Below are 25,763 nucleotides of genomic sequence, written 5' to 3'. Positions count from 1 at the left end.
GCAAATGTTGGGTTGTAGAAATGGATCTGTCCAAATTCTTTGACAGAGTCAACCACGACATTCTGATGGATAGAGTCAGCCGAGTGATAACAGATAAGCCACTCCTGAAGCTAATAAGAAGATACCTTAACGCAGGTATTATGGAAGACGGGCTTGTAAGCCCTCGGATCCAAGGGGTACCGCAAGGTTCACCCCTCAGTCCATTGCTTTCAAATGTTATGCTCACGGAACTCGATTGGGAAATCGAATCCAGAGGACTGAGCCACGTCAGATATGCCGATGACTGCAACATATACGTTAAATCTGAGAAAGCAGCTCAACGAGTATTAAACAGCATCACACAATACGTGGAAGGAGAGCTCAAGTTACGAGTCAATCGTGACAAGAGCGGAACCTTTCGTCCTAAGGACTCAACATTTCTCGGCTACACGTTCTCCAAAGCAGACAATAAACGTATTGTCGTGGCGGAAAAGTCGGTGAAGAGATTATGGACGAAACTCCACAAGATGTTTAACTCAGCACGGGGAACTTCCTTAAAGACAACGATAGAAAGAATAACTCCCGTCCTCAGGGGTTGGAGGAACTACTATCGCCTCGATACCAGAAAGAAGTACTGGAGTGAAATGGACGAAAGAATTCGCCACCATCTCCGTAAACTTATCTGGATTGCATGGAAGAGACCGAAAACGAGGGAACGGAACCTGATCAAACTAGGTTTGGATCCTGAAACAGCCTGGAGAAGTTCGGTAAATGGCAGAGGTGCATGGTGGAGCTCGGGCCAAGCTCATATGAACCTGGCCATCAAGAACCGCCGTTTCGCCAGATTAGGGTTGTATTCTCTCCGCTTTATGGCGATTTGTTAATGAAGCGCCCACTACGGAACCGTACGGTGGGTGCTGTGAGAGGGGGACGGGGCAACCCAACCCTCTACTCGATCTCGATGAATTTTTAAACTCTCACACTAAAAGTGAGCAGCATCTAATGCTTGGAATTCATTGCTGAGGCATCAATAGCAGATTTTCTGTGACGTGTTAGACCAAGAATACTTACTGCAAGCAAGATTAAAATGGCTCCTCCTACCATCGCTCTATCCAAAGCAATCTTAAAGAGAAGGTAAGAGAGGACTACAGTCGTTAAAGGTTCAACTGTTTCAAGAACACCGGTTACAGTAGGATTAATTTTGCTTGCGCTCAGCAGATAACATAGATAGGCCAAGATGTGGCCTACGACACTGACGCACAAAATCGCTAATATAAATAAAGTCGTCCATTCCAGCCGGACGCTCCAAAAAGGCACATAGCAGTTAGCTAAGATAGTGGCCATCGTCATTGCCCACGCCATAACAACAACCGGGTCAAAACGCTCTATAAGATTTCGGGACTGCAAGGTATAGCAAGCGCTAAAAAACGGGGCACCCAATCCGACAAGAGTATCGACTGCATTAAACGACAGGCTGGAAAAATTTCCTTTAGTGACTAGTAAAGCTATTCCGGTGACCGCCATTACGCTGCATAAGAATTGTTTGATTGTTGGCATAGAGCCAAGAAAACAAAGAAGCAGCATGATAAAGAATGGACGATTTGAGGCAAGAACTGCTGCTGTCGCAGCGTTGGTCCCCTTTACACAGGAGAAAAAAGCAACTTCTGTACCAAGAATAAGGCAACCGAATACTATCAGGGAAAAAGAACTGTGTATTGAGCGGAGCGGAACAAAAAACTTCTGGGGTCTAGTGGCAAGACAATAAAAAATTAGTACCGCTGAGGTAATAACCATTGTTAAAGAAATGAATGCTGGCGGCTCCATTTGACAGTTGTGAAGAAGAAATTGGGAGGCAATATCCATTAAGCCCCACAAGATGCCGGAGGCTACACCGAGGACTAAGCCTATAGTTCTGATATTCATACCGTCTACACATTTCAATCCTTTCCGATTTTAGGAGGAGTGAAAAGACAACTCATTGAAAGGTAAGTATTACGGGCACACTACCATGCCGAACTATTTGTGATTCCTTATCCGCTATTGCTCATCGTATTGAGGAAGAAAACCTTGAGAGTTGAAACGATGCTGCAGGTCTTAATGTTTGGAAGAAAAAGTCCTCTTGATGTTGTTTGAGGCGCCAGCTGGCGTGCCTTTGAAAGGATTGAGGAATTATTCTTTTGTAGGTCAGTAAAACGATCTGGATCGAAGATGACGTTTACATCAAGATGTTTGGAAGAAAATTTGCTCCAGATCCAACGGAAAGCACTGCCTCGCAGGAGCTCAGAAGGATTTGAAAATTTTTAGCTTGTAGTCTAGCAAAGACTAAAAACGAAGCCGGTCCCTGAGACTACGCATAAAATTTAGTTTCATACGTTCCGTTTGAAATAACTGGGCGTGGTTCCAAAAACTTTCTTGAAAGCAACAATGAATGAAGAAGGATTCAGAAAACCTGCTTCGTAGGCTGCTTCTTCAACAGTTTTTCCTTTTCTTAATTCGCTTATCCCAACCCATAATTTGATTTGGCCGATCCACTCTGCGAAAGTTAATCCAGTATTTTCAAGAAGTCTCCTCCTCAACGTTCTTTCGGAGACATTCAAGGCTTTTGCGACATCGGTGGCCGTTTTGTTCCGACAGCCGGCATCCGAGATAAATTGTTCGGTTAATCGACGAAGTTCAGGATTTAGAGGAAGAGGCGCAAAGATTTTTGGCAGTACAGTAGATAAAGAGAGTTCCTGGACTATAACTTCCCAGAGCTTGCTTGAATGGTTAGAGTCACCGTACTTTATTTTTTTCTGAGATACGTGCTTAAGCATTTCCAAAGTCATGGAGTTCAGCACAAGTCTCTGAGGTACATTTGGTAGTAATGAAGAAAATTGAGGATCAAAGTGTGCAAAAAGGACTTGCGCATTTGAGCTGAGAACTCCGCAATGATAAGTGCCAGCTGGACACCATGCAGCGCAAGCAACCGGCACTCCCCAGTATCCTTCTTGAAGCACAATTCCTGCGTGACCATTTAAAGTTATACTGAGCTGTCCGGTGGTGTGCCGATGCAGCTTCGGAGGTGAAGCTTCCTCCGTCATCTGCTCAATTAAGAAAGATTCGGCAGAGATGGAGGAAGAATCTGGATCAAACTCTTTTGGCCATTTTGCAGGAAAAGGCTTTGTCATAGTTTAAGGAACCTTGTACTTTAAGTTATGGCAATTGGCACAAACGTTTGTACTTTGTCCGTGCCCTCTGTGGCATTCTTGGCAATCAGTGTTAACTAAATGATTGTAATGAGGATCAGGATCAAGTTTTTTGTCTTTTGTTTTTGCCGCTATATTTTCTAAAGTTCCATGGCATTGGACGCACTTTCCGGAAGAGACTTCGGCACCTTGTTTGGGAGCTTGCGTTTCATGACACGCAGTACAATTCACGCTCTTCGTCACGTGCCTATCGGCAAGGAAAGAATCTTGAGCCATAGCCGGCAAAGCGATCAAAAGAGAACCTAAGAGAAGAACTAAATTTTTTCGCATTTTTTACTCCTTAGTTTTGTTCTTTGGCTCTGAGAGCGGCGTTTCTTCCTGCTACGCGTCCGAAAACCATGCAGCCGCCTAATTGGTTCCCGCCAATGTCATCCTGATACCACACTCCGCCTGCGGCAGCACCTGCTGCGTAGAGTCCGGGAATAGTACGGTTTTCTGTGTTTACCACTTCAGCTTTTCCGTTAATCTTTGGACCACCAAAAGTGCTGGCAATGCCGCCGGCAGCCGGAATCATGTAATAAGGCCCAGTTTCCAATGCGTGCGGTTCGTCATAGGAATAAGGCGGGACCAGATCCTTGCACTTACCTTTTTTGACAGCGGTATTAAATTCTTTTACGGTCGCTAAAAGATTGTTAACCGGAACGCCGGCCTTTTTCGCCACTTCTTCAATGGTGTTTCCTGATGGAACTTCGTAACCGAGGCGACGGAAACGAGTCAGAGTGTTCGTAAGAATATTTGAATTCTTATCGGCGTCTTGGCCGATCAACATATAAGAGATATTGTCAGGCGTTCTTTCAGCAATTGCTTTGGCTTTTGGCACCTGCAACCATGTTTCTTCCACAAATCGTTTGCCTTGATTGTTAACTTGGATACCGTAGCCAGCATGCATTAATGGAGAGGGATTCGCTTTTCCGGTCGGTGTCATAGGACCAGCATAGAATTGATCCAGATTAACTAGTTTGGCCATGACTTTTTGAGTCATTGTGATGTTCTCTCCTGTAATCCACGGCGAACCGCGCAAAACTAATCTAGATGCCCACGGACCAATGAACTGAGTGACCATTGCTTGATTTGCAGCGTAGCCTCCCGTGGTGAGAATAACTCCACCTTTAGCCAAATACTCAACTCTTTTGTCTTTTGTCAGGCACACTACGCCTTTCACATTTAATAAATCGTCGGTAATTAATTCGATAGCTTTGGTGTTGTAGTGAATTGGCACACCTTTCTTTTCTAATGCTTTTAAGACACAGCGAACTAATTGTGAGCCGCCGGTGATTCCATCTCCCGGTGAGATAAGGCAGCGTGAAAGTTCAGGAGCCGGAAGGTTCTCCCATAGATAGAAAGGAGTACCGTGACTGGCTAGCCAATCAACACCGTCTCCTGCCTCTTCTGCGTAAACTTTGATGCATTCAGGATCACTGCGATATCCCGATAGCTTCATCATGTCATTGAAAAAGGCTTCTTTTGAATCTGGATGATCCTTTTGGAATTTGCTGCCAACACAAGCAATCCATCCGGAGGAGTAGATGGTAGTGCCGTCAGGCCGGTTCATTTTTTCGATAAGGACAACTTTTGCGCCTTTTTCTGCAGCCTCCAAGGATGCACAAAGTCCGGCAAAACCTGCGCCAACTACTACAACGTCCCATTCGTTCTGAGAGGATGTGACTTGTGCACGGGCCAAGGTCGGAAGGCCACCGGCAGCCATAAGAATAGGAGCCGCTTTAAATAAACTTCTTCTTTTCATTGTATTCTCCAGGGGATTTAACGAACACAATAAAATTCTAGAAATGCCTGGAAACTGAAACAATTGGACAATCGGACAACCGATATCTCTAAACGGACAAAGGAAGTATTAGGAAGTCTTGAAATAAACATTATTGGAAGACTTTTGGTCCGGCTGATATCCGAATTTCCGAGAGAGATTCACGAGAATGAGAGGTGAGAGAATCGTCTAGACTAAGTATTACCGAACGGCCAGGATTAGCCAGAAAAAATCGGCCTGTGTAACGACAGACAGACCGATTGAATTGGTGTGAAATTTGAGATAAGACTATTTGAAAAAGCTATTGAATTATGCTGGCTTTGAGATAGTCGTCAACTATTCGGAGCTTACCCTCTAAATTTTTAGTATATGCAACTTTACGATGGTCTTCATCCATTAAAACTGCCATCAAATCAGGGTGCTTTTTTAAATAGTTGATAGCTTCATCCCAACCCATAACAAAAAGGGCTGTGCATAACGCATCTGCAGTGCCAGAGTTCTTGTGGTAAATAGTGACCGAAGAGAGAGTTGCGCGAACAGGCTTGCCAGTTAAAGGATTTAAAAGATGGTGGTATTTGACGCCGTCTTGAACAAAGAATTTTTCGTAGTCACCCGAGGTCACTATGGAGGCGTTGTCTACCGGAAGAACAGCAAAATAATAGCCTCGATCTTTAGCTGGGGTCTGGAGACCGACTCTCCAGGGTTGATTTTCCCCGTTAGTTCCGCTGCCAATAATGTTTCCTCCAAAACTAAGCAAAGAATCTGAGCAGCCGTTCTTTAAAAGAACTTCCATAACTTTATCGGCGATATAACCTTTTCCAATTGCTCCGAGCGTTATCTCTTGGTTAGGGCCAATTTTGGCGTAATTTTTGCCGTCTTCTGTTTTTACCTCTATGGAAGAATAACCGACATTTTTTAAAGCTTTTTTGATTTCTTCTTTACTCGGGATCCTATGCGTGTCCTGATCTACGCTCCACAATTTCACTAATGCCCCGACAGTTGGATCATAGGTTCCATGAGTTTCAGAAGAAATCTTATTGGATAGTTTCAGGACTTCTGCTGTCTCTTTAGAAACTTCTACCCAGGATCCTGCGTGTTTTCCTAATTTAGAAATATCACTGTCCGGATCGTAAGCTGATAATAGATATTCCAGTCTTCTGGTTTCATCATTAACTAGTTTATGGCAAAAGTTAGCTTTCTCTTCAGAGGCTGCTTTGACCTGAGAAGTGACGATGGTTCCAATTGCCCAAGTCGTATTGGGATAAACCTTTTGTTCCGGTTCGGAAGAGGCAGCAAAAGGGCTGCTTGCAATGAGAAGTAAAGATAGAAAAATAAGTTTTTTCATCGTGAAGGGGAATTTTTTGCCGAATATTTTGAGGATTATAAAAACTCGAAGGTTCTGAAGAAGAATGCCAAAATTCAAAATGTTTCGAAAGGATATCTTCGCAAAGTTCGACAGCTAGCCTATTTTCTTGGTTTTTGCAATAGAAAATTTTAAACGGTTGTGACAAATTATTAATAAATCAACGTAGCTATTTGCAAATAAAGAAAAAAAAGAATATGATCGCCACTTTCGTGATCGCCTCAACCTTTTGGCGATTATTTTTTCAATGAATGTCCTGGTCAATCGTAACCAGGGTGGAGATAACAATGAGTGAGAAGCTCGGCTTAGTCGGTCGTAAGATTGGCATGACGCGCATCTTTACTGAGGAAGGTGTTTCCGTCCCAGTAACAGTGCTCGACGTGTCTAACAACCGTATTACCCAGATTAAGACGGTTGAGACTGATGGCTATAACGCTGTTCAAGTCGCTTTTGGTTCTAAGAAACCATCACGCGTGAGCAAACCTCTCAAGGGTCAGTTTGCAAAAGCTGGCGTTGAAGCAGGTTCCATGCTCAAAGAATTCCATGTTGAAGATGACAAGATTGGCGAAATGAAAGTTGGCCAAACTCTTCCTATCGATATGTTCACAGTTGGTCAGAAAGTTGACGTAACTGGTACAACAATCGGTAAGGGTTTTGCTGGCGCTATCAAACGTCATCATTTCTCTTCAAACCGTGCCAGCCACGGTAACTCCGTGTCTACAAATGCTCCTGGTTCTATTGGTAACCGCCAAGATCCGGGCCGCGTTTTCCCAGGTAAGCGTATGGCAGGTCACTTAGGTGATGTCCAACGCACAACTCAGAATTTGATTATCGCCCGCGTAGATCCTGAACGTCAGTTGATCTTGGTTCGCGGCGCCGTTCCGGGCGCTTCTAACGGCGAAATCATTATTCGTCCAGCCATCAAGGCTAAAGCTTAAAGGAGCGATTAATGGAACTGACAGTATTGAACGATCAGGGCCAGCAGACCGCAACCTTTGCGGCTAGCGATGCCTTGTTTGCCCGTTTATATAACGAAGCACTCGTACACCAAGTTGTAGTTGCCTATCAGGCAAATGCTCGTCTTGGCACACGTGCTCAATTGAATCGTGAAGCAGTACACCACTCTACACGCAAACCATGGCGCCAGAAAGGTACAGGCCGTGCCCGTGCTGGTATGTCTTCTTCTCCGGTTTGGCGTGGAGGCGGCAGAGCTTTCCCGAATACACCTGACGAAAACTTCTCTCAGAAGATCAACAAGAAAATGGTTCGCGGCGCTATGGCCTGCATTTTCTCCAGACTTGCTGAAGAAGGCCGTTTGGTTGTTGTAGACAGCATGGATGTAGATACACCAAAGACTAAGAACTTCGCTAACAAGTTAAAAGCTATGGGTGTTGATAACGCATTGATCATCACTAAGGAAATCAGCTCTAACTTAGATTTAGCCAGCCGCAACCTTAAGAACATTTGGGTTGTCGAACCGCGCTATGCCGACCCGCTGTCACTGATCTTCTTTAAGAAGGTTATCGTTACTAAGGATGCTGTTGCAACTCTTGAGGAGATGTGGGGATGAGCAAAGATTTTCTTTACAAGGTTATCCTCGGCTCCATCGTCTCTGAAAAGAGCACGATGATTGGCGAAAAGAATAATCAATATGCCTTCCAGGTTGTTCCCGAAGCAACAAAGGAAGATGTCAAAGCAGCTGTTGAATTACTTTTCAAAGTAAATGTCAAGAGTGTTAACATCCTGAACGAAAAAGGTAAGCAGAAACGCTTCGGACGTTTCGAAGGCAAGCGCAACGATGTTCGCAAAGCCTATGTTTGCTTGGCCGAAGGTCAGGAAATTAACTTCGCACAAGAGGTGAAGTAATGGCTCTGGTCAAACTCAAACCAACATCCGCAGGTCGTCGTCACGCAGTTAAGGTCGTGAACCCTGACTTGCATAAAGGCAAACCGTACGCTCCATTGGTTGAAAAGAAAAACCGTGGATCCGGTAGAAACAATTTCGGCCGTATCACTGTCCGTCACCAAGGCGGCGGTCATAAGAAGGCCTATAGAATTATCGACTTCAAGCGTGATAAAGATGGTATTCCAGCTATCGTTGAACGCATTGAATACGATCCAAACCGCTCTGCAAATATCGCTCTCGTCCTCTACAAAGACGGCGAAAGAAGATACATCATCGCTCCTAAAGGCTTGAAAGCAGGCGATGAAATCATGAGCGGACAGGAAGCTCCTATCAAAGCAGGTAACGCACTTCCTTTACGTAACATTCCGGTTGGTACAACAATCCACAACATCGAAATGAAGCCGGGCAAAGGTGCTCAGATGGTTAGAAGCGCCGGTGCATTCGCTCAGTTATTGGCTCGCGAAGGTGCATACGCTCAGATTCGTCTTCGTTCCGGTGAAGTTCGCCGCATTTTGATTGAATGCCGTGCAACAGTCGGTACAGTTGGCAACGAAGAAAACAGCCTCCGTGAGCTCGGTAAAGCCGGTGCTAAGCGTTGGCGCGGTGTTCGTCCGACAGTCCGCGGTGTTGTAATGAACCCGGTTGATCACCCGCATGGTGGTGGTGAAGGCCGTACAGGTACAGGTCGCGCACCTGTAACTCCTTGGGGCCAGCTCACCAAGGGTTATCGTACTCGTAATAACAAACGTACGGACAACATGATTGTGTCCCGTCGTTATCGTAAGTAAGGGGGCCTGAATGTCTCGTTCACTTAAGAAGGGACCGTTCGTTGACGGGTCCTTACTGAGAAAGGTCGAAGCTGCTCAAGCTAGCCGTGACAAACGTCCAATCAAGACATGGTCACGTCGTTCGACAATTCTCCCAGAATTCATCGGCTTAACAATTGCTGTCCACAATGGTCGTCAGCACGTGCCGGTATTTATTAATGAAAATATGGTTGGCCATAAGTTGGGTGAGTTTGCTCTTACCCGTACTTTCAAGGGCCACGCAGCCGATAAGAAGGCTGTTGCAGCTAAGAGGTAATGTAAATGGAAACCACAGCAATTGTACGTGGAGTTCGCCTCTCGGCACAAAAGGGCCGTTTGGTTGCTGATCTTGTCCGCGGCAAACCCGTTGACAAGGCTTTAAATATTCTTTCTTTCACACAGAAGAAGGCTGCCGGAATCGTCGGTAAAGCATTGGAATCTGCTATTGCTAACGCAGAACACAACTTCGGTGCTGACATCGATGAGCTCCGTGTTACTTCTATCTATGTTGAAAAGGCCGCTACTCTGCGTCGTTTCTCTGCTAGAGCTAAAGGCCGCGGTGCACGTATCGGTAAGCAGACTTGCCACATCTATGTGACAGTTGGCGATACTCCGGTCAAGAAATAACAGGTGACGTATGGGACAGAAAATTAATCCAACAGGCTTCCGCCTTCCTGTAACACACGACTGGACCTCTCGTTGGTATGCTACTGGCCGCGATTTTTCCCGCACTTTAGCAGAAGACTTGAAGGTTCGTGAGTACTTGGGTGAAAAGCTCAAAAACGCCTTTGTCGGCCGCATTCTTATCGAACGTCCGGCTAAGAATGCCAAGATTACTATTTACTCTGCTCGTCCAGGTATGGTAATCGGCAAGAAGGGTGAAGAAATCGAAGTTTTGAAGTCTGCCATCCAGAAGATTATGGGCGTTCCAGTCCATATCAACATCGAAGAAATCCGCCGCCCGGATTTGGATGCACAGTTGATTGCTGACGGTATTACTCAGCAGTTAGAAAAGCGTGTCATGTTCCGCCGTGCAATGAAGCGCGCAATGCAGAATGCAATGCGTCTCGGCGCACAAGGTATCAAGATCATGTCCTCCGGCCGTTTGAACGGTGCTGAAATCGCCCGTACAGAATGGTACCGCGAAGGTCGTGTTCCTCTTCATACTTTGAAGGCTGACATTGACTACGGTTTCTCCGAAGCCAATACTACTTACGGTATTATCGGCGTTAAGGTTTGGGTCTACAAAGGCGATAACCTTGGCCGTGATGCAGTTCAAGAAGCACCGGCTCCGGAACGTGAAGACCGTCGCAACCGCCGTCCAGCCAAACCAGCTGGCCGTCGTTCCCGTAAAAACGCCGAAGGCGCAAAGAGCGAAGGCAGACAGCGTCAGCAGAAACCTGCTGCAGCCGAAGCTCCAGCTAAAGAAGGTGAATAACGATGCTTCAACCAAATAGAACAAAGTACCGTAAAGACCAGAAGGGCCGTAACTACGGTTTGGCTCAGAGAGGCGCAAAAGTCTCCTTCGGTTCTTTCGGTTTGAAAGTTACAGAACGCGGTCGTCTGACAGCCCGTCAGATTGAAGCAGCACGTCGTGCTATTACTCGTCACATTAAACGTGGCGGTCGCGTTTGGATCCGCGTGTTCCCGGACAAACCAATCTCCAGCAAACCTGCTGAAGTCCGTATGGGTAACGGTAAAGGTAATCCGGAATACTGGGTAGCCTTGGTACAACCGGGCCGTGTTATTTATGAATTAGACGGTGTTGATGAAGAGTTGGCTAGAGAAGCTTTCCGCTTAGCAGCTGCTAAGTTGCCTTTGAAGTCTATTTTCGTTACACGCCAAATCGGCCAGTAAGGAGATAGTAAATGAAGGCTAAAGATAAAGACTTACGTGCTATGGACATGGACGGTCTCAAGAAAGAACTTCAAGAGCTTTTGAAAGCTCAGTTCAATCTTCGCATCCAAAAGTCCCACCAGCAGCTTCAGAATACAAGTCTTATTAGAAAGACTCGTCGTGAAATTGCTCGTGTCCGCACCATCATGACTCAAAAGGCAGCTTCCAAATGAGCGAAACAAAACTTCAACGCACATTGATCGGTAAAGCTACCAGCACAAAGATGGATAAAACCGTCACTGTATTGGTAGAACGCAAAGTCAAGCATCCGATCGGAAAAATTGTCATCAAGAGCAAGAAGTATCATGTTCATGATGAAAACAACGATGTGAGAGAAGGCGATATCGTTGAAATCGCAGAAACAACCCCGATTTCTCGTACGAAATCCTGGAAAGTTTCTAAGATTATCGAAAGAGCTGTAATCATCTAAGTTGTAACAAAAAATCAGAAGAGCTTGCAACTATATCTTTGATTAGATATAATTGCGGCTCTTTTGATTTATAGGCAAACCTATAGGTCTTTACTGGGGAATCAGATCAATGGAGCTCCTTCAACCCTTTTTGAAGGCTTCGCGAAATTGTGATGAGGACTCTTCTCCCGGACGGGACCAATACTATCCGAGGACATTTTGTCAAACTTGGAATAAGTTGGGAATATTAAAACATGATTCAGATGCAATCTAATTTGAGCGTAGCCGACAACACCGGCGCACGTTCAGTACAGTGTATTAAAGTGTTGGGCGGCTCTAAGCGCCGTTATGCAAACATTGGCGACATTATCAAAGTGACCGTCAAAGAAGCCGCTCCCCGTGGGCGTGTAAAGAAGGGCGAAGTCTACAGTGCTGTCGTGGTTAGAACTGCCAAAGGCGTACGCCGCCAAGATGGTTCTTCCATTTCTTTCGACGGTAACGCAGCTGTCCTGCTTAACAACAAACTCGAACCGATCGGAACTCGTATCTTCGGGCCAGTTACACGCGAATTGCGTACTGAGCGCTTCATGAAGATCGTTTCATTGGCTCCTGAAGTTCTTTAAGGAGAACAGAATGCAACGTATTCGTAAAGGTGATGAAGTTATCGTTATCACCGGCCGCGATAAAGGTAAAAAAGGTACAGTGACTCAGGTGCATCACGACGGTAAAGTTACCGTAGAAGGCATCAACATTGTTAAAAAGCACGTTAAGCCGAATCCTATGCTTGGTCAGGCTGGCGGTATTATGGACAAGACACTCCCAATCGACGCTTCCAACGTCATGCTTGTCAATCCTAAGACTGGCAAGGGCGACAGAGTTGGTTTCAACGTAGTTGACGGCAAGAAAGTCCGCGTCTTCAAGAGTGACGGCTCCACAGTTGGCGCAACAGCATAAGAGGTCTTAACAAATGTCTCGTTTTCAGAAGAAATACCTTGAAGAAGTCGTTCCGGCTTTGACAAAAGAATTCGGTTACAAGACCACTATGGAAGTTCCACGTATCACTAAGATCACTCTTAACATGGGTGTCGGTGATGCAGTTACTGACAAGAAGCTTGTAGATCACGCTGTTGAAGATTTGACCAAGATCTCCGGTCAAAAACCAGTTGTCACCAAAACAAGAAAGGCTATTGCGAACTTCAAGATTCGTGAAAATATGCCGATCGGCTGCATGGTTACATTGCGCGGCGAACGTATGTATGAATTCCTTGACCGCTTAGTCACAATCGCTTTCCCGCGTGTTCGTGACTTCCGTGGTGTTAGCCCACGTGCCTTCGACGGCCGCGGCAACTACAACGTAGGTTTGAAGGAACAGATTATTTTCCCGGAAATTGAATACGACAAGATCGACAAACTCCGTGGTTTAAATATCAGCATTACAACAACAGCCAAAACTGACAAGGAAGCCAAAGCACTTTTAGGCGCCTTTAAGTTTCCATTCCGCAACTAAGCGAGGTGATTTAATTGGCAAAGCTTGCTTTAATTAACCGTGAACTCAAGCGCCAAGCTTGCGCACAGAAGTTCGCCGCAAAACGTAAAGAACTTAAAGATATTATTAACGATGCTACCCGCTCGATGGAAGAGCGCATGGAAGCTCGCACCGCTCTTCAAGCATTACCACGTAATGCCAGCCCATGCCGTCAGCGCAACCGCTGCGGTTTAACAGGCCGTCCACGTGGCACATTCCGTAAATTCGGTTTGGCTAGAAGCAAGATTCGCGATGCAGCTATGCATGGTGACATTCCCGGCCTGACTAAGGCCAGCTGGTAAGCGAGGAGATTACAAAATGAGTATGAGTGATCCGATCGCCGACATGCTGACCCGCATTCGCAATGGTCAGACAGTGGACAAGGCGGAAGTAACAATGCCATCTTCCAAGTTGAAGGTTGCAATTGCTAAAGTTTTAGAAGACGAAGGTTATATCTCTGGTTACACAGTTGATGCCAACGAAGGCAAACCAGTTCTTCACATCGGTTTGAAGTATTACGCCGGCCGTCCGGTTATTGAACGCATCGAACGCGTTTCTCGTCCTGGACTCCGCGTTTACAAGAACCACTTGACTATTCCACAAGTCATGAACGGTTTAGGCGTTGCTATCGTCTCCACTCCAAAGGGAGTTATGACAGATCGCAAGGCACGTGAAGCCGGTATTGGCGGCGAAGTTCTTTGCTACGTCGCTTAATCGTGAGGAGGAATAATGTCTCGTGTAGCTAAAATTCCGGTAACAATCGCCAAAGGCGTTGAAGCCAAAATTGAAAATGGTGTTATCACCATCAAAGGCCCAAAAGGTACATTGACCCAGAAGCTTGACCCACGCGTTGAAGTCAAGGTTGAAGACGGTCATGTCCACTTTAAAGCATTAGATCAGAGCAAAGAAGCTAACGCAATGAGCGGCACACTCCGCGCTTTGGTCAACTCCATGAACAAGGGTGTTTCCGTTGGCTGGTCCAAGAAACTCCTTCTTGTTGGTGTGGGTTATCGTGCACAGGCTCAGGGCGATAAGCTCAACCTGTCACTCGGTTTCTCTCATCCGGTTGTCTATCAAATGCCTGCCGGTACAAAGGTAGAAACTCCGACCCAGACTGAAATTGTGATCCACGGTGCAGACAAGCAACAAGTCGGTCAAGTTGCTGCTGAAATCCGCGCATTCCGTTCACCTGAACCTTATAAGGGCAAGGGCGTTCGCTACGCTGATGAACACGTGATCATTAAAGAAACTAAGAAGAAATAATCGTACGGAGTCTTAAAGTGATCGACAAGAAAGCAAATCGTCTGCGCCGTGCACGTGCAACACGTGCACGTATCAGACACATGAACGTTAATCGTTTAACCGTTCATCGTACAAATTTACATATTTACGCACAGATTATTTCTGCCGACGGTAAGAACGTTCTGTGCGCTGCCTCTACTCTCGAACCTGAAGTAAGAGCTGAATTGGCAGGTGTAAGCGGAAAGGGCGGCAATGTCAATGCTGCTAAGCTCATCGGTACACGCATTGCTGAAAAGGCAAAGAAAGCCGGTATCGAAAGCTGCGCATTCGACCGTGCTGGTTATAGTTATCATGGCCGTGTTGCTGCGTTAGCAGAAGCTGCTCGCGAAGCCGGTCTCAAGTTCTAAGGAAAAAAAATGGCAAAAGTACCAGCTAAAGGCGCTGCAGCCGAGGAACAGGACGACGGCATTCGCGAAAAAATGATTGCTGTAAACCGCGTCACCAAAGTTGTTAAAGGCGGTCGTATTCTCGGCTTTGCTGCTTTAACAGTTGTTGGCGACGGAGACGGCGGCATCGGTATGGGTAAAGGAAAATCTCGTGAAGTTCCTGTATCCGTTCAGAAGGCTATGGATCAAGCCCGTCATTCCATGGAAAGAATTCCATTGAAGAACGGCACAATTCATCACTCAGTAGTCGGCCACCATGGCGCTTCCCGCGTTATGCTTCTTCCGGCTCCTGAAGGTACCGGTATCATCGCCGGCGGCCCGATGCGTGCTGTATTCGATGCAATGGGTATCCGCAACATCGTTGCTAAGTCTCATGGCTCATCCAACCCATACAACATGGTTCGTGCAACTTTAGATGCTCTCAGCCATCTTCGCACACCAAGCGAAATTGCTGCTAAGCGCGGCAAGACCGTTGAAGAGTTGTTAGGTTAAGAGATTGGAGAACAAAATGGACAAGAAGACTGTCAAAGTTACATTGGTCAAGAGCCCGATCGGCTGCAAAAAAGCCCATCGTGCTACTGTTCTCGGTCTTGGATTGAGAAAAATTCGTCAAACCCGTGAACTCGAAGATACACCAGCAGTTCGCGGCATGATCAACACCGTATCTTACTTAGTACGTGCTGAATAATTGAGGAAATAACAATGAGACTTAATACAATTCAGCCAGCTGAAGGTTCCAAGAGCGCAGCTCACCGCGTTGGCCGCGGTGTAGGCAGCGGCTGGGGCAAAACAGCAGGACGCGGCCACAAAGGTCAAAAATCCAGAGCCGGTGGATTCCATAAAGTTGGTTTCGAAGGCGGTCAGATGCCATTGCATCGTCGTCTTCCAAAGCGTGGTTTCACATCTTGGACACACGCTAATGTTGCAGAAGTTCGTTTGTCTGACTTAGAAAAACTTGGTCTTGATGAAGTCAATCTTGGCGATCTCATCAACGCCAATGTTATCAAAGCTGACTCCAAGGACGCACGTGTCATTCTTTCCGGCGAAATTACCCGCAAGGTAGTTGTTCGCGGAATGTCTGTCACCAAAGGTGCTAAAGCTGCTATTGAAGCAGCAGGCGGCAGCGTCGTTGTAGAAGAAAAGAGCAAGTAATCAATTCATAAGGAACCGTCAACGTGGCCAAAAATACTCCGGCGAAAGCCAGCAGCAAGTACGGCGATTTATATCGTCGATTGATATTCCTTCTTCTTGCTCTCGTCGTATTTCGTATCGGCACGCATATTCCGGTTCCGGGAATCGATCCAGTTACTCTGCGCGAGCTGTTTAATCAGCAGCAAGGCGGCATCTTAGGACTGTTCAACATGTTCTCCGGTGGCGCCTTGTCCAGGTTCTCCATTTTTGCACTTGGTATCATGCCGTACATCTCGGCATCCATCATTATGCAAATGCTCTCTTATGTGCTTCCTTCCCTTGAAGCCTTAAGAAAAGAAGGTGAATCCGGACGCAGGAAAATCACTCAATACACTCGATACGGTACTTTATTGCTTGGTGCATTCCAGGCATTAGGTATCGCAGTCGCATTGGAAACACAGCCCGGATTGGTTATCGACCCGGGTATGTTCTTCCGCTGCGTCTGTGTAATTTCTCTCGTTACTGGCACCATGTTCTTAATGTGGCTTGGCGAACAAATTACAGAGAGAGGTATTGGAAACGGTATTTCCATCATTATCTTTGCCGGTATCGTTGCAGGTCTTCCGGCAGCCGTCAGCAGCTTGTTCCAGTTGGTTTCCACAGGAGCAATCAGCCCGCTGTCCATGATCTTCATTATCGCCATTGTGATTTTGGTTACCGCTTTCGTTGTGTTTGTTGAGAGAGGACAACGCAGAATCACAGTCAATTACGCTAAGCGTCAGATTGGCAACAAGGTTTACGGCGGTCAGAGTTCTTATCTTCCTTTGAAGATAAATATGGCTAACGTAATTCCTCCTATCTTCGCATCTTCCTTGATTCTCTTCCCAGCTACATTAGCCGGATGGTTTACAAGCGGAGATTCCACACGTTGGATTCGCGACTTGGCTGCTTCTTTATCTCCCGGCCAACCGTTATATACATTGCTTTACGCAGCTTTGATTATTTTCTTTGCTTACTTCTATACGGCATTGGTTTTCAATCCGAAAGAAACTGCAGAGAATCTTAAGAAGAGCGGCGCATTCGTTCCAGGTATCCGCCCGGGTGAACAGACATCACGCTACATTGATAAAGTTCTCCTTCGCTTGACATTAGCAGGCGCGTTCTATCTGGTGTTTGTATGCTTGGTTCCTGAGTTCTTGAACTTACGCTTTAACGTTCCTTTCTACTTCGGCGGTACATCCTTATTGATCGTCGTGGTAGTAACCATGGACTTTATGAGTCAGGTTCAGGCTTATCTCATGAGCCATCAATATGAATCGTTACTCAAGAAGACAAACTTCAAGGGTTTCGGTCCAGGTTCCCTTCCCCGTTAAAGGAAAGTAACCATAAATTTGCGCAAGAGTGCGTGATTTTTGATAAAATCACGCACCTTACGCTTAACTTGTCTTTATGCACTACATTTAGACAAGTTTTAACTTGTTGATTTTGCGAGAAGTCAACACACATTTGGAGATTAATATGAAAGTAAACGCTTCGGTCAAAAAAATGTGCCGTAAGTGCAAGATTATTAAGCGCAAAGGTGTGGTTCGCGTAATTTGCTCCGATCCACGTCATAAACAGCGCCAAGGCTAAAGAGGTTAAATAAATGGCTCGTATCGCCGGTATTAACATTCCACCGAATCAGCATGCTGAAATCGGTTTGACCGCTATCTACGGTATCGGTCGTCCACGTGCACGCCAAATTTTGGAATCGGTTGGTGTAGAAACATCTAAGAAGGTAAAAGACCTTACAGACGCTGAACTGGAAAAGATTCGTGATGCAATCGGCCAGTTCACAGTTGAAGGTGACCTTCGTCGTGAAGTTCAGTTATCAATTAAGCGCCTTATCGACTTAGGAACTTACAGAGGAATGCGTCATCGTCGTGGTTTACCTGTTCGCGGACAGAGAACACGCACCAATGCTCGTACCCGTAAAGGTCCGAAGAAAGCTGGTGTAGCGCTCAAAAAGTAAGGTATAGACGACTATGGCAGGTAAGATTCCAAACGCTCAGCAGATCGCTGCTCAGCGCGCACGTAGAAAAGTTAAGAAAGTTGTTAACGAGGGTATTGCTCACGTTCACGCTTCCTTTAACAACACTATCATCACAATTACTGACCGTCAGGGTAATGCAATTGCTGCATCCAGCTCCGGCGCTCAGGGTTTCAAGGGTTCTAGAAAGTCCACTCCGTTCGCTGCACAGGTTGCTGCAGAACAAGCCGGACGTCATGCTCTTGAATACGGTTTAAAGAATGTTGAAGTCCGTATTACCGGACCGGGACCTGGCCGTGAATCCAGCGTCCGTGCATTGAATGCACTCGGCATTCGCGTCACTTCGATTCAGGACGTTACACCAGTTCCTCACAACGGTGTTCGCCCATCTAAGCGTCGTCGTGTTTAATTAAACAAATTCCCGCGTTTATCAGTTCTAATCTGATGGACTGAATGTGGAACACACAGGATAAGAGAAACAAATGGCTCGTTATACCGGACCTAAAGAAAAGCTCGCACGCCGTGAAGGCTGCGACTTGAACTTGAAGAGCGCAAGACGTTCTTTCAGTTCAAAATGCAAATCCGAAGAAGCTCCTGGTCAGCATGGCCGCACTTCCGGTGCCAGATTGTCTGACTATGGTCAGCAGCTTCGTGAAAAGCAAAAAGTTAAACGTATGTACGGCGTTCTCGAACGTCAGTTCAGACTTTATTTTGAAAAAGCCAATTCTATGCGCGGCAACGTTGGCGAACAGTTACTCGGTTTGTTAGAGTGCCGTTTAGACAACGTCGTCTACAGAATGGGCTTCGGCTGCACACGTGCAGAAGCTCGCCAGTTGGTTAGCCACTGCGCTGTTACAGTCAACGGTAAGAAAGTAAACATTCCTTCCTACCAAGTTCGTGCCGGCGATGTTATCGCTATTCGCGAAAAAGCCAAAAACCAAACCCGTATCAACGAAAGCGTTAAGATGGCTGAATCTAACGGTTTCCCTGATTGGGTTGCAGTTGATTCCAAGAAATTGGAAGGTACATTCAAGAACGTACCAGCTCGTGACGAAATCGCTCACGACGTCAACGAATCTCTGATTGTTGAGTTTTACTCTCGCTAATTTATGTCACAGCGGTGTAGTGCGCCGCTTGATACAATGTCTACGATCCGGTCTTTGGGGCTCGGATCGTAAACTCGTTTTTAAAGCCCCGTTTTTCCTAGCAGCCTTATCGGTGTAACGAGCCGAGGGTATTGTAAAAAGGATATTCAATGTCGGTTAACAATCTTTTAAAGCCACGCAGCATTGAAGTTGAAACAGCTGAAGGCAATCCATATTCCGCAACAGTAACCATGGAACCGTTTGAAACCGGTTACGCTCACACTCTTGGAAATGCTCTCCGCAGAGTTCTTTTGAGCTCCATGATTGGTTATGCTCCAACTGAAGCACAGATCGCCGGTGTTGTACACGAATACAGCCAGATCGACGGTGTTAAGGAAGACGTTGTGGACATTCTTCTTAACGTTAAGGGCGTTATCTTCAAACTCGAAAACAGAGATGAAGTTACCGTTACATTGCGTAAAGAAGGCACAGGCCCTGTCACAGCAGCTGACTTCGATTTACCGCACGACTGCCAGATTTTGAATCCTGACCATGTAATTGCCAACCTTTCCGGCGGCAAGCTTGACATGCAGATCAAGGTAGAAAAGGGCAGAGGCTACCAGCCAGGCGATATGAGAGCTCTCAAGGATGATTACAGCAAAGCCACTATCGGCAAGATCATCATGGACGCTTCTTTCTCTCCTGTTCTTCGTGTTGCTTACAAAGTTGAAAACGCTCGTGTTGAACAACGTACAGACTTGGACAAACTTGTTCTTTCCGTTGATACAAACGGCGCCATCCTTCCGGAAGAAGCAGTCCGTCAGGCTGCCCATATTCTTCAGGATCAGCTTTCCGTCTTCGGCGGCATTGCCACTATCGGCATTGAACCAGTTGTTCCGGTTCAGGCTCAGCCTGTAATTCCGCAGCAGCAGGAAATTCCGGTTGTTAAACCACAGCCTCCAGTTGATCCGATCCTCCGCCGTCCGGTTGATGATCTTGAATTGACAGTTCGTTCTGCCAACTGCTTGAAGGCTGAAAATATTTACTACATCGGCGACCTTATTCAGAGAACCGAAAATGAACTTCTTAAGACACCTAACTTAGGCAGAAAATCTCTTAACGAGATCAAGGAAGTTCTCGGAACTCACGGTTTGACTTTAGGTATGAAGTTAGACAACTGGCCACCAGTAGGACTTGATTACTAATTTTTTGTAGTACTTGTCGTATTTATTGTTTTAAATCAGAAAGCTGTGTACAATCACGGCTTTCAAACCCGCCCGCCCGGTAGGGATAGAAGAGACGGGAGATGCCTAAAAGGCACCCTAACAAAGACTTTTTAAGGAATTTATAAAATGCGTCATAAACTTGGTCTCCGTAAATTAAACCGTACATCTGCACACCGTTTGGCAATGCTCCGCAACATGATGAACTCCCTTCTTCGTCATGAAGCTATCAAGACAACATTGCCGAAAGCAAAAGAACTTCGTCGCGTTGTAGAACCGATGATCACTCTTGCTAAGGAACCGACAGTTGCCAACAGACGTTTGGCTTTCAACAGACTCCGTGATCGCGAAATGGTTGTCAAACTCTTCAACGAAATCGGACCGATGTTCAAAGAAAGAAACGGCGGTTACACTCGTATCCTTAAGATGGGTTACCGTGTAGGCGACAATGCTCCGATGGCTTATGTAGAATTGGTTCAGAAGACTACGGATAACAAGCCAGCTGCTGAAGCAAAAGAAGAAGCTAAAGCTGAATAATTTTTAGTTTCGATGATATTTTCAAAGGTCCGCAAATCGCGGACTTTTGTTTTGGGAGGTACTAATGGGAAACAAGGCTGAAACAGAACTCGATTCCATCCGTTTAGATAAATGGCTTTGGGCTGCACGATTTTTCAAAACCAGAACTCTTTCTCAAGACAATATTGAATTGGGCCGTGTAAAGGTCAATAAGGCTCGTGCTAAGGCGAGTAAAGAGGTCAGAGTAGGAGATGAGCTGGAAATATTTCGAGGCTCTGAGCGCTTTATAGTGATTGTTAAAGCTCTTTCCGGAAAAAGAGGCCCGGCTCCTGTTGCTGCGACTCTTTACGAGGAGACGGAAGAAAGTAAATTTAAACGAGAACAGATTAAAGAAGCCGCGGCTTTAATACCGGTTCCCGGAGCTGATCACAAAGGGCGCCCAACTAAACGTGAAGGGCGAAAACTTCGTGAGTTTCAGCATAATTTCAATCCTACCCATGATTTTTGATAGAGAAATCTCTATCTCAACTACCTAAATGGTTTGGTTGTTGCCTCTACGGATATCGATGATAATTTCTTAATCACTTTGGGAGGCAATATGAAAACTATTTTTAAGATTTCCATGGCAGCGGCTCTTCTTTCTCTTTCTGCAGTATCTTCTTCCGGTGCCATGGCGGATGACAGCCAATTACTAGGATATTCAAAAGGTGCTACTGTCATCTCCCCTATAATAGAAAACGGTCAGATAGATACTATCGGCGGAATTATTTACTCTCAGATTAAAGGATTAAGACATAATCGTGCACTGCGTATGACAGTGCTGATTCCTCGTGACAACAAGCTCAAACCTGCGATCATTTATTTTCCCGGTGGCGGCTTTACTTCCGCCGATTATGAAAAGTACACAGAAATGCGGATGGCTTTGGCAAAGGCTGGATTTGTCGTAGCTGCTTGTGAATATCGTACCGTTCCGAATAAATTCCCGGCACTCCTGCAAGACGGTAAAGCAGCCGTTAGATTTTTAAGAGAACATGCTAAAGAATTCGGCATTGATCCCGAAAGAATCGGTGTTCTCGGAGATTCGGCCGGCGGTTATGTCTCTCAGATGGTAGGTGCTACCAATGGCGAAAAGAAGTGGGATGCAGGTGACTATTTGAATCAAAATTCAGATGTTCAAGCGGTTGTGTCCATTTACGGCATTTCTGACCTAAGAAATATCGGTGAAGGACATCCGGAAAACATTCGCAAAGTACACGACTCCGCTGCAGTCACGGAAGCTCTTTTAGTTAATGGCCCGGCATTCAGAGATTTTGCCGGAGCATCTGTTTTGGAAACTCCAGAGAAAGCCTTGGACGCGAGTCCTATCGGCCATGTTGACGGAACCGAACCTCCATTTCTTCTGATGCATGGCGCAGAGGATCCTTTGGTTAGCCCCATACAGAGCAAACAGATGTATGAAGCTTTGAAGCAAAAGAACGTTGATGCTCAATACATTTTGATGAAGAATGCTAAGCACGGTGATATCAGCTGGTATCAACCAAATATCATTAATGCCGTAGTAGAGTTTTTTAAAGCGAAGTTAGGAGCACCAAAAGAAGGTGGTGTTGAGACGACCGCACCCGGAAGCAACCTCTAATAAGACGTTGTAAAAGCTGAGAGGTTTGATTGTTTTGTCAAGCCTCTTTTGTTTTGGAATAATCTTGTATTGCGTATTATCCAAAGTTATAACAAAATTTCTAAAACAATAACTACCTAAGGTCTCATGGCAAAGTTTAGTCAAAGCTGGTATGCATCAATCGTTCAAGGGAAGAACAACACAAATTCTGCGGATGCGATTTACTCCAAAGTGCCGGTTATGCCATGGATTCATCATCGTTTGCATCCCCTTCTCGAAAAGCTCTTTATGAAGTTGGGAATCGCCAGAACATTGAGAGAAGGCGAGAAAATTTTTTCCTCAAAAGAGAAGGTAGACCACGTAGTTTTAGTGACAAAAGGTGTGACCGGTCGGGCAATTGGTTCCACTAGCGGCGAGACTCAGGCCATTGCTTTATCAACTCCCGGACATATTGCTGCCGGCAACCTAAATTTCTTTTCCGGCCGTCCTGCTGCCGGACATTACTTTGCAGTGACAAAGGCAGAGGTTGTCTGTGTTCCGCAAAGTATTTTGACAGGAGTCGCCAAACAGGATCGAATCATTAACGAGCTGCTCCAAGTCCAGTTTGAACTTGCAAGCCTCTCTGATCGTGTCGGTTTTTGCTGTTTGTCTCTATTGAGTACCGAAGACAAGCTCAAAGCATTGACTTCGACATGGGCCTTGAATTACGGAACTATGGTCTATGACAATGAAGGCAGAAAAATGATTCGTATGCCGGTGCCGTTGACTAGGAAGTATCAGGTTCTAGTGACAAATTGTTCTTCCGTATGGCTGGACAAAGTCCTTCATAAATGGATTCGTGAGAAGAACTGGAAGCGTGACGGAGAATTTGTTTTGGTGAATCCTGAGTTGCTGGAGCCGTTTTATCTGTGGATTAGAGGCTGTATGGACGAAGCTGATTCCTACAACTATCCTCGGACATTAGCCGAACAAATTCTGTTTGAAGATGAGCAGAACTAATGCACATTGAGCGCTGATAACTTGTTAGTGATAGTTGGGAAAGCGCAGTCGGTCCAATTAGGCCTTTTAGGAGACTCGCCTTAAAAGTTCCGGATAGATAGGTCGATAAGGCGCATTCAGCTTAAGAGCCCGCATTTGGAACTCGTTAAGAGCAGCGATAAAGGAAATAATAAAGATTCCAGAGTTTCCAACCAAATTATTGGCATATAAATCAATAGGATATTTTTGAACCAAGAGATAACCCTAAGGATAATTTCCTAGGTAATTGGGATGAGAAATCTAGGGATAACCAAGGAAAGTACACTAGTCTAATTGAGGCTTTGGGAAAATATTAGAGTGATAGCACCCCACTATAACTTCCTTCTCTCGGAGGAGATAATTAATGACAAACCTCAATGTAACTTTGAGCCGTCGCGGCTTATTCAAAACTATCCCAATTGCTGCAGCAGTACCGAGCGCAGCCTCGATGTTTATCACAGGAGCCGCTAAGGCACAGGAAGCTGAAGAAACCGGCTTTACTATCTGCGATAACTGCAACCAAATGCCGATGTGCGGTATTAAATTCCAAAAACAAGGCAACACCATTGTGTCTGTCGGTAATTGGAAAGAACATCAGCAGAAACTTCTCTGCAACAAGGCTCTGGCAACTCTGCAGAGACTCTATAACCCGAATCGCCTTCTTTATCCAATGAAGAGAACAAACCCGAAAGGCAGTGACGATCCTGGGTTTGTCAGATGCTCATGGGAAGAGGCTTTGGCTATGATTGCCGCCAACTTGAAGACAGTCCGTGAAAAATATGGTCCGGAATCCGTTCTTTTCTTCTGCGGTGACCCTAAGGAACCTCGTCCCGCTGTTATGCGCTTGGCTCGTCATTTCGGTTCTTGGCACTATGCTACTGAATCCTCCGTTGCTTGCCGTAAAGGTTCCATGCTTGCTGAAGAATTAACCTTCGGTGTGGAATATTCCGGCGGCGGCTGCGGCCCGAAAACTAAGAGCTATTTGGTAATCGCTACAAACGGCGCATGGTCAAAACCGCATGGTTGGTTAAATGGCGTAAGAGCTGCTAAAAAACGCGGTGTAAAGATAGTCGTTGTCGATGTCCGCCGTACAAAGACAGCTGAACTTGCCGATGTTCATCTGCAGCCTCGTCAGGGAACGGACGCTGCCTTAGCAGCCGGTGTTTGCCGTGTGCTGTTTGAGGAAGGTTTATACAACAAAGAATTCTGCGACAAGTGGGTTCATGGAGTAGAAGAGTACCGCAACTACTGCAAACAATTTACTCCGGAAAAAACTGAAGAGTTGACCGGTGTACCGGCAAATCTTGTTGTAGAAGCTGCTCATGCTTACGCTCAAGGTCCAGGCAGCTTTACTTTGACTTCTCAGTCATTGTCTCACTCTACAAACGGTGTAAATAATTCTCGTGCTTGGTTGTGCGTTCCCGTTATTCTCGGCTACGTAGATATTCCCGGCGGTGCATTATTCGGAGTTGGTCCGGAAGGCTATATCTGCCATGACAATGGTCTTACCAAAGAGTTTGTGGACTACAAGTGGTTCCAATCCCATAAGAAGGATCGTTTAGATAAGGACTTTGTGCCGGTTTGGAACTACACACAAGTCCAATTTAATCCGAATAAGCTTCCTGAATGGGTTAAAGAAGGCAAGCTTAAGGCTTTCTGCGGATTCGGTTTCAACGTCATGATTTGGCCGCAGCCGGATGTGTATGCCGAAGCTATCAAGAATATGGATTTTGCATTTGCAACCGACTACTTCTATCGTGATATTTCTCATAAGAATCTTGATTTGATTCTTCCGGCAGCGATGAACTATGAACGTTACGCTCCGTTTGCAACGTTCGGAAATAAAGTAGCAGTCAGAAAACCGGTCAAACCATTGGGCGAAGCTAAAGAAGACTGGTGGATTGCATTCCAGATCGGTGCGCTTGTTGCCGATCCGAAAGACTTCTTTGACGGCGATCCCGTTAAAGCCTGCGACTCCATTCTTCAGAAGTGGGGAACAACGTATGCAGAAGCTCAGAAGAATCTGCCTAACATGACCGTTGTCAAAGCACAGAAACAAGAACCGTTGAAGTACGAAAAAGGTCTCTTGAGACATGACGGTCAGCCAGGCTTTGAAACACCGTCCGGCAAGATTGAGTTGGTTTCTGAAATCACCAAGAAGTTCAACTTAGGAACTTATCCGGAATATCAACAGCCGATGCAGCCGACTGCTCAGTATCCTCTGAAGTTAATCAACGGTACACGTGCTCCCTACATCACACACTCCAAAGTACGCTCGGATTCTCCTTACTCTTTGGAAATTGAACCGATGTCTACCATCGATATCAATCCGAAAGACGCGGCAGCCAGAGGTATCAAGGAAGGAGACAAGATTGTTCTTAAGAATCAGAACGGCGAATGCCACGGCAAAGCCAGAGTCTCCATCATCGTTCCTCCGGGATTGGTAGGCATGCAGTACGGATGGAGAGGAAACCAGAACTCTCAAGTCCTTATTCCTCGTACATTCGACAAGCTGTCGGGCTACGCCCCGTACTTTGAAACCTGTGTTGAAATCACTAAGGAGGCCTGA

The 25,763-nt window shown here is 45.9% G+C and carries 37 protein-coding genes; 32 read left to right on the top strand and 5 right to left on the bottom strand.

Annotated features, from left to right (window positions below; all coding sequences use genetic code 11):
• Window positions 1–863, top strand: an 863-nt coding sequence (locus tag ACYQ4O_RS10175; protein WP_460175521.1) for a reverse transcriptase domain-containing protein, incomplete at its 5' end; no start/stop codon positions are given.
• Between the two features lie 115 nt (window positions 864–978).
• Here ACYQ4O_RS10175 and ACYQ4O_RS10170 read toward each other — a convergent pair.
• From ACYQ4O_RS10170 to ACYQ4O_RS10150, 5 genes are all read right to left on the bottom strand, one after another.
• Window positions 979–1,902 carry a DMT family transporter gene (locus ACYQ4O_RS10170; protein WP_460175520.1) on the bottom strand — a complete coding sequence of 308 codons (924 nt, stop codon included), beginning with the start codon at window positions 1,900–1,902 and terminating at the stop codon, window positions 979–981.
• Window positions 1,903–2,345: 443 nt separating this feature from the next.
• Window positions 2,346–3,146, bottom strand: a complete 801-nt coding sequence (locus ACYQ4O_RS10165; RefSeq protein WP_460175519.1) for an AraC family transcriptional regulator — start codon at window positions 3,144–3,146, stop codon at window positions 2,346–2,348.
• Between the two features lie 3 nt (window positions 3,147–3,149).
• Window positions 3,150–3,494, bottom strand: a complete 345-nt coding sequence (locus ACYQ4O_RS10160) for a cytochrome c3 family protein (protein ID WP_460175518.1) — start codon at window positions 3,492–3,494, stop codon at window positions 3,150–3,152.
• 10 nt (window positions 3,495–3,504) lie between these two features.
• Window positions 3,505–4,968, bottom strand: coding sequence for an FAD-dependent oxidoreductase (locus tag ACYQ4O_RS10155; RefSeq protein ID WP_460175517.1), 1,464 nt, complete (start codon window positions 4,966–4,968; stop codon window positions 3,505–3,507).
• Window positions 4,969–5,287: 319 nt separating this feature from the next.
• The gene (locus ACYQ4O_RS10150) at window positions 5,288–6,331 is read right to left on the bottom strand and encodes an FAD:protein FMN transferase (RefSeq protein ID WP_460175516.1); all 1,044 of its coding nucleotides are present in this window, start codon (window positions 6,329–6,331) and stop codon (window positions 5,288–5,290) included.
• Between the two features lie 305 nt (window positions 6,332–6,636).
• On the opposite strand from ACYQ4O_RS10150, the gene rplC reads away from it, so the two are divergent.
• From rplC to ACYQ4O_RS09995, 31 genes are all read left to right on the top strand, one after another.
• Window positions 6,637–7,287, top strand: coding sequence for a 50S ribosomal protein L3 (gene rplC / locus ACYQ4O_RS10145; RefSeq protein WP_066594887.1), 651 nt, complete (start codon window positions 6,637–6,639; stop codon window positions 7,285–7,287).
• A gap of 11 nt (window positions 7,288–7,298) precedes the next feature.
• The gene (rplD, locus tag ACYQ4O_RS10140) at window positions 7,299–7,919 is read left to right on the top strand and encodes a 50S ribosomal protein L4 (protein ID WP_066594889.1); all 621 of its coding nucleotides are present in this window, start codon (window positions 7,299–7,301) and stop codon (window positions 7,917–7,919) included.
• A complete protein-coding gene (gene rplW, locus ACYQ4O_RS10135; RefSeq protein ID WP_066594891.1) occupies window positions 7,916–8,215 on the top strand; it encodes a 50S ribosomal protein L23 in 300 nt (99 codons plus the stop codon). The genes rplD and rplW overlap by 4 nt, the downstream gene beginning before the upstream one ends.
• Entirely contained in the window at window positions 8,215–9,042 is an 828-nt protein-coding gene (gene rplB / locus ACYQ4O_RS10130) for a 50S ribosomal protein L2 (RefSeq protein WP_066594893.1), read from the top strand. The genes rplW and rplB overlap by 1 nt, the downstream gene beginning before the upstream one ends.
• 10 nt (window positions 9,043–9,052) lie before the next feature.
• Window positions 9,053–9,337: a 30S ribosomal protein S19 gene (rpsS, locus tag ACYQ4O_RS10125; RefSeq protein ID WP_066594895.1), complete on the top strand. Its 285-nt coding sequence runs from the start codon at window positions 9,053–9,055 to the stop codon at window positions 9,335–9,337.
• 5 nt (window positions 9,338–9,342) lie between these two features.
• A complete protein-coding gene (rplV, locus tag ACYQ4O_RS10120; protein ID WP_066594896.1) occupies window positions 9,343–9,687 on the top strand; it encodes a 50S ribosomal protein L22 in 345 nt (114 codons plus the stop codon).
• A gap of 10 nt (window positions 9,688–9,697) precedes the next feature.
• On the top strand, window positions 9,698–10,498 hold the full coding sequence (gene rpsC / locus ACYQ4O_RS10115) for a 30S ribosomal protein S3 (protein WP_308514942.1): 801 nt from the start codon (window positions 9,698–9,700) through the stop codon (window positions 10,496–10,498).
• Window positions 10,499–10,500: 2 nt separating this feature from the next.
• Window positions 10,501–10,917 (top strand): 50S ribosomal protein L16, encoded by a 417-nt coding sequence (rplP, locus tag ACYQ4O_RS10110; protein WP_066594902.1) that lies wholly within the window; start codon window positions 10,501–10,503, stop codon window positions 10,915–10,917.
• 11 nt (window positions 10,918–10,928) lie between these two features.
• Window positions 10,929–11,129, top strand: coding sequence for a 50S ribosomal protein L29 (gene rpmC / locus ACYQ4O_RS10105; RefSeq protein ID WP_066594906.1), 201 nt, complete (start codon window positions 10,929–10,931; stop codon window positions 11,127–11,129).
• The gene (gene rpsQ / locus ACYQ4O_RS10100; protein WP_066594908.1) at window positions 11,126–11,386 is read left to right on the top strand and encodes a 30S ribosomal protein S17; all 261 of its coding nucleotides are present in this window, start codon (window positions 11,126–11,128) and stop codon (window positions 11,384–11,386) included. The genes rpmC and rpsQ overlap by 4 nt, the downstream gene beginning before the upstream one ends.
• A 233-nt stretch (window positions 11,387–11,619) precedes the next feature.
• The gene (rplN, locus tag ACYQ4O_RS10095; RefSeq protein WP_066594909.1) at window positions 11,620–11,988 is read left to right on the top strand and encodes a 50S ribosomal protein L14; all 369 of its coding nucleotides are present in this window, start codon (window positions 11,620–11,622) and stop codon (window positions 11,986–11,988) included.
• Between the two features lie 10 nt (window positions 11,989–11,998).
• Window positions 11,999–12,319: a 50S ribosomal protein L24 gene (gene rplX / locus ACYQ4O_RS10090; RefSeq protein WP_066594910.1), complete on the top strand. Its 321-nt coding sequence runs from the start codon at window positions 11,999–12,001 to the stop codon at window positions 12,317–12,319.
• A 13-nt stretch (window positions 12,320–12,332) separates the two neighbouring features.
• A complete protein-coding gene (rplE, locus tag ACYQ4O_RS10085) occupies window positions 12,333–12,872 on the top strand; it encodes a 50S ribosomal protein L5 (protein ID WP_066594911.1) in 540 nt (179 codons plus the stop codon).
• A gap of 14 nt (window positions 12,873–12,886) precedes the next feature.
• Window positions 12,887–13,192: a 30S ribosomal protein S14 gene (rpsN, locus tag ACYQ4O_RS10080; protein ID WP_066594912.1), complete on the top strand. Its 306-nt coding sequence runs from the start codon at window positions 12,887–12,889 to the stop codon at window positions 13,190–13,192.
• Between the two features lie 16 nt (window positions 13,193–13,208).
• Entirely contained in the window at window positions 13,209–13,604 is a 396-nt protein-coding gene (gene rpsH, locus ACYQ4O_RS10075; RefSeq protein ID WP_066594914.1) for a 30S ribosomal protein S8, read from the top strand.
• Between the two features lie 15 nt (window positions 13,605–13,619).
• Complete coding sequence (gene rplF, locus ACYQ4O_RS10070; protein WP_308514937.1) at window positions 13,620–14,153, top strand: 50S ribosomal protein L6; 534 nt, start codon at window positions 13,620–13,622, stop codon at window positions 14,151–14,153.
• Between the two features lie 20 nt (window positions 14,154–14,173).
• Window positions 14,174–14,539, top strand: a complete 366-nt coding sequence (rplR, locus tag ACYQ4O_RS10065; protein ID WP_066595996.1) for a 50S ribosomal protein L18 — start codon at window positions 14,174–14,176, stop codon at window positions 14,537–14,539.
• Between the two features lie 9 nt (window positions 14,540–14,548).
• Window positions 14,549–15,070, top strand: coding sequence for a 30S ribosomal protein S5 (rpsE, locus tag ACYQ4O_RS10060; protein WP_066594916.1), 522 nt, complete (start codon window positions 14,549–14,551; stop codon window positions 15,068–15,070).
• Between the two features lie 16 nt (window positions 15,071–15,086).
• Window positions 15,087–15,266 (top strand): 50S ribosomal protein L30, encoded by a 180-nt coding sequence (rpmD, locus tag ACYQ4O_RS10055; RefSeq protein WP_066594917.1) that lies wholly within the window; start codon window positions 15,087–15,089, stop codon window positions 15,264–15,266.
• A gap of 14 nt (window positions 15,267–15,280) precedes the next feature.
• The gene (gene rplO / locus ACYQ4O_RS10050) at window positions 15,281–15,730 is read left to right on the top strand and encodes a 50S ribosomal protein L15 (protein WP_277036406.1); all 450 of its coding nucleotides are present in this window, start codon (window positions 15,281–15,283) and stop codon (window positions 15,728–15,730) included.
• A gap of 23 nt (window positions 15,731–15,753) precedes the next feature.
• Entirely contained in the window at window positions 15,754–17,082 is a 1,329-nt protein-coding gene (gene secY / locus ACYQ4O_RS10045) for a preprotein translocase subunit SecY (protein ID WP_281523875.1), read from the top strand.
• A gap of 145 nt (window positions 17,083–17,227) precedes the next feature.
• Window positions 17,228–17,341 (top strand): 50S ribosomal protein L36, encoded by a 114-nt coding sequence (gene rpmJ / locus ACYQ4O_RS10040; RefSeq protein WP_008810441.1) that lies wholly within the window; start codon window positions 17,228–17,230, stop codon window positions 17,339–17,341.
• Between the two features lie 13 nt (window positions 17,342–17,354).
• Window positions 17,355–17,720: a 30S ribosomal protein S13 gene (rpsM, locus tag ACYQ4O_RS10035; protein ID WP_217983951.1), complete on the top strand. Its 366-nt coding sequence runs from the start codon at window positions 17,355–17,357 to the stop codon at window positions 17,718–17,720.
• A 13-nt stretch (window positions 17,721–17,733) separates the two neighbouring features.
• Entirely contained in the window at window positions 17,734–18,147 is a 414-nt protein-coding gene (gene rpsK / locus ACYQ4O_RS10030; RefSeq protein ID WP_066594924.1) for a 30S ribosomal protein S11, read from the top strand.
• Between the two features lie 73 nt (window positions 18,148–18,220).
• Window positions 18,221–18,844 (top strand): 30S ribosomal protein S4, encoded by a 624-nt coding sequence (gene rpsD / locus ACYQ4O_RS10025; protein WP_066594926.1) that lies wholly within the window; start codon window positions 18,221–18,223, stop codon window positions 18,842–18,844.
• Between the two features lie 149 nt (window positions 18,845–18,993).
• Window positions 18,994–20,028: a DNA-directed RNA polymerase subunit alpha gene (locus ACYQ4O_RS10020; RefSeq protein WP_277030098.1), complete on the top strand. Its 1,035-nt coding sequence runs from the start codon at window positions 18,994–18,996 to the stop codon at window positions 20,026–20,028.
• Between the two features lie 147 nt (window positions 20,029–20,175).
• Window positions 20,176–20,583, top strand: a complete 408-nt coding sequence (rplQ, locus tag ACYQ4O_RS10015; RefSeq protein WP_066594930.1) for a 50S ribosomal protein L17 — start codon at window positions 20,176–20,178, stop codon at window positions 20,581–20,583.
• A 64-nt stretch (window positions 20,584–20,647) separates the two neighbouring features.
• Complete coding sequence (locus ACYQ4O_RS10010) at window positions 20,648–21,070, top strand: RNA-binding S4 domain-containing protein (RefSeq protein ID WP_066594932.1); 423 nt, start codon at window positions 20,648–20,650, stop codon at window positions 21,068–21,070.
• A 90-nt stretch (window positions 21,071–21,160) separates the two neighbouring features.
• Window positions 21,161–22,198 carry an alpha/beta hydrolase fold domain-containing protein gene (locus ACYQ4O_RS10005; RefSeq protein WP_460175515.1) on the top strand — a complete coding sequence of 346 codons (1,038 nt, stop codon included), beginning with the start codon at window positions 21,161–21,163 and terminating at the stop codon, window positions 22,196–22,198.
• 126 nt (window positions 22,199–22,324) lie between these two features.
• A complete protein-coding gene (locus ACYQ4O_RS10000; RefSeq protein ID WP_460175514.1) occupies window positions 22,325–23,176 on the top strand; it encodes a Crp/Fnr family transcriptional regulator in 852 nt (283 codons plus the stop codon).
• A gap of 382 nt (window positions 23,177–23,558) precedes the next feature.
• Window positions 23,559–25,763 (top strand): molybdopterin-containing oxidoreductase family protein, encoded by a 2,205-nt coding sequence (locus tag ACYQ4O_RS09995; RefSeq protein WP_308514100.1) that lies wholly within the window; start codon window positions 23,559–23,561, stop codon window positions 25,761–25,763.

It is taken from the genome of Turicimonas sp. TL08, from assembly GCF_054660695.1.
Note: the sequence above shows the minus strand (reverse complement) of the source record. Positions and strands in the feature narration are given on the sequence as shown.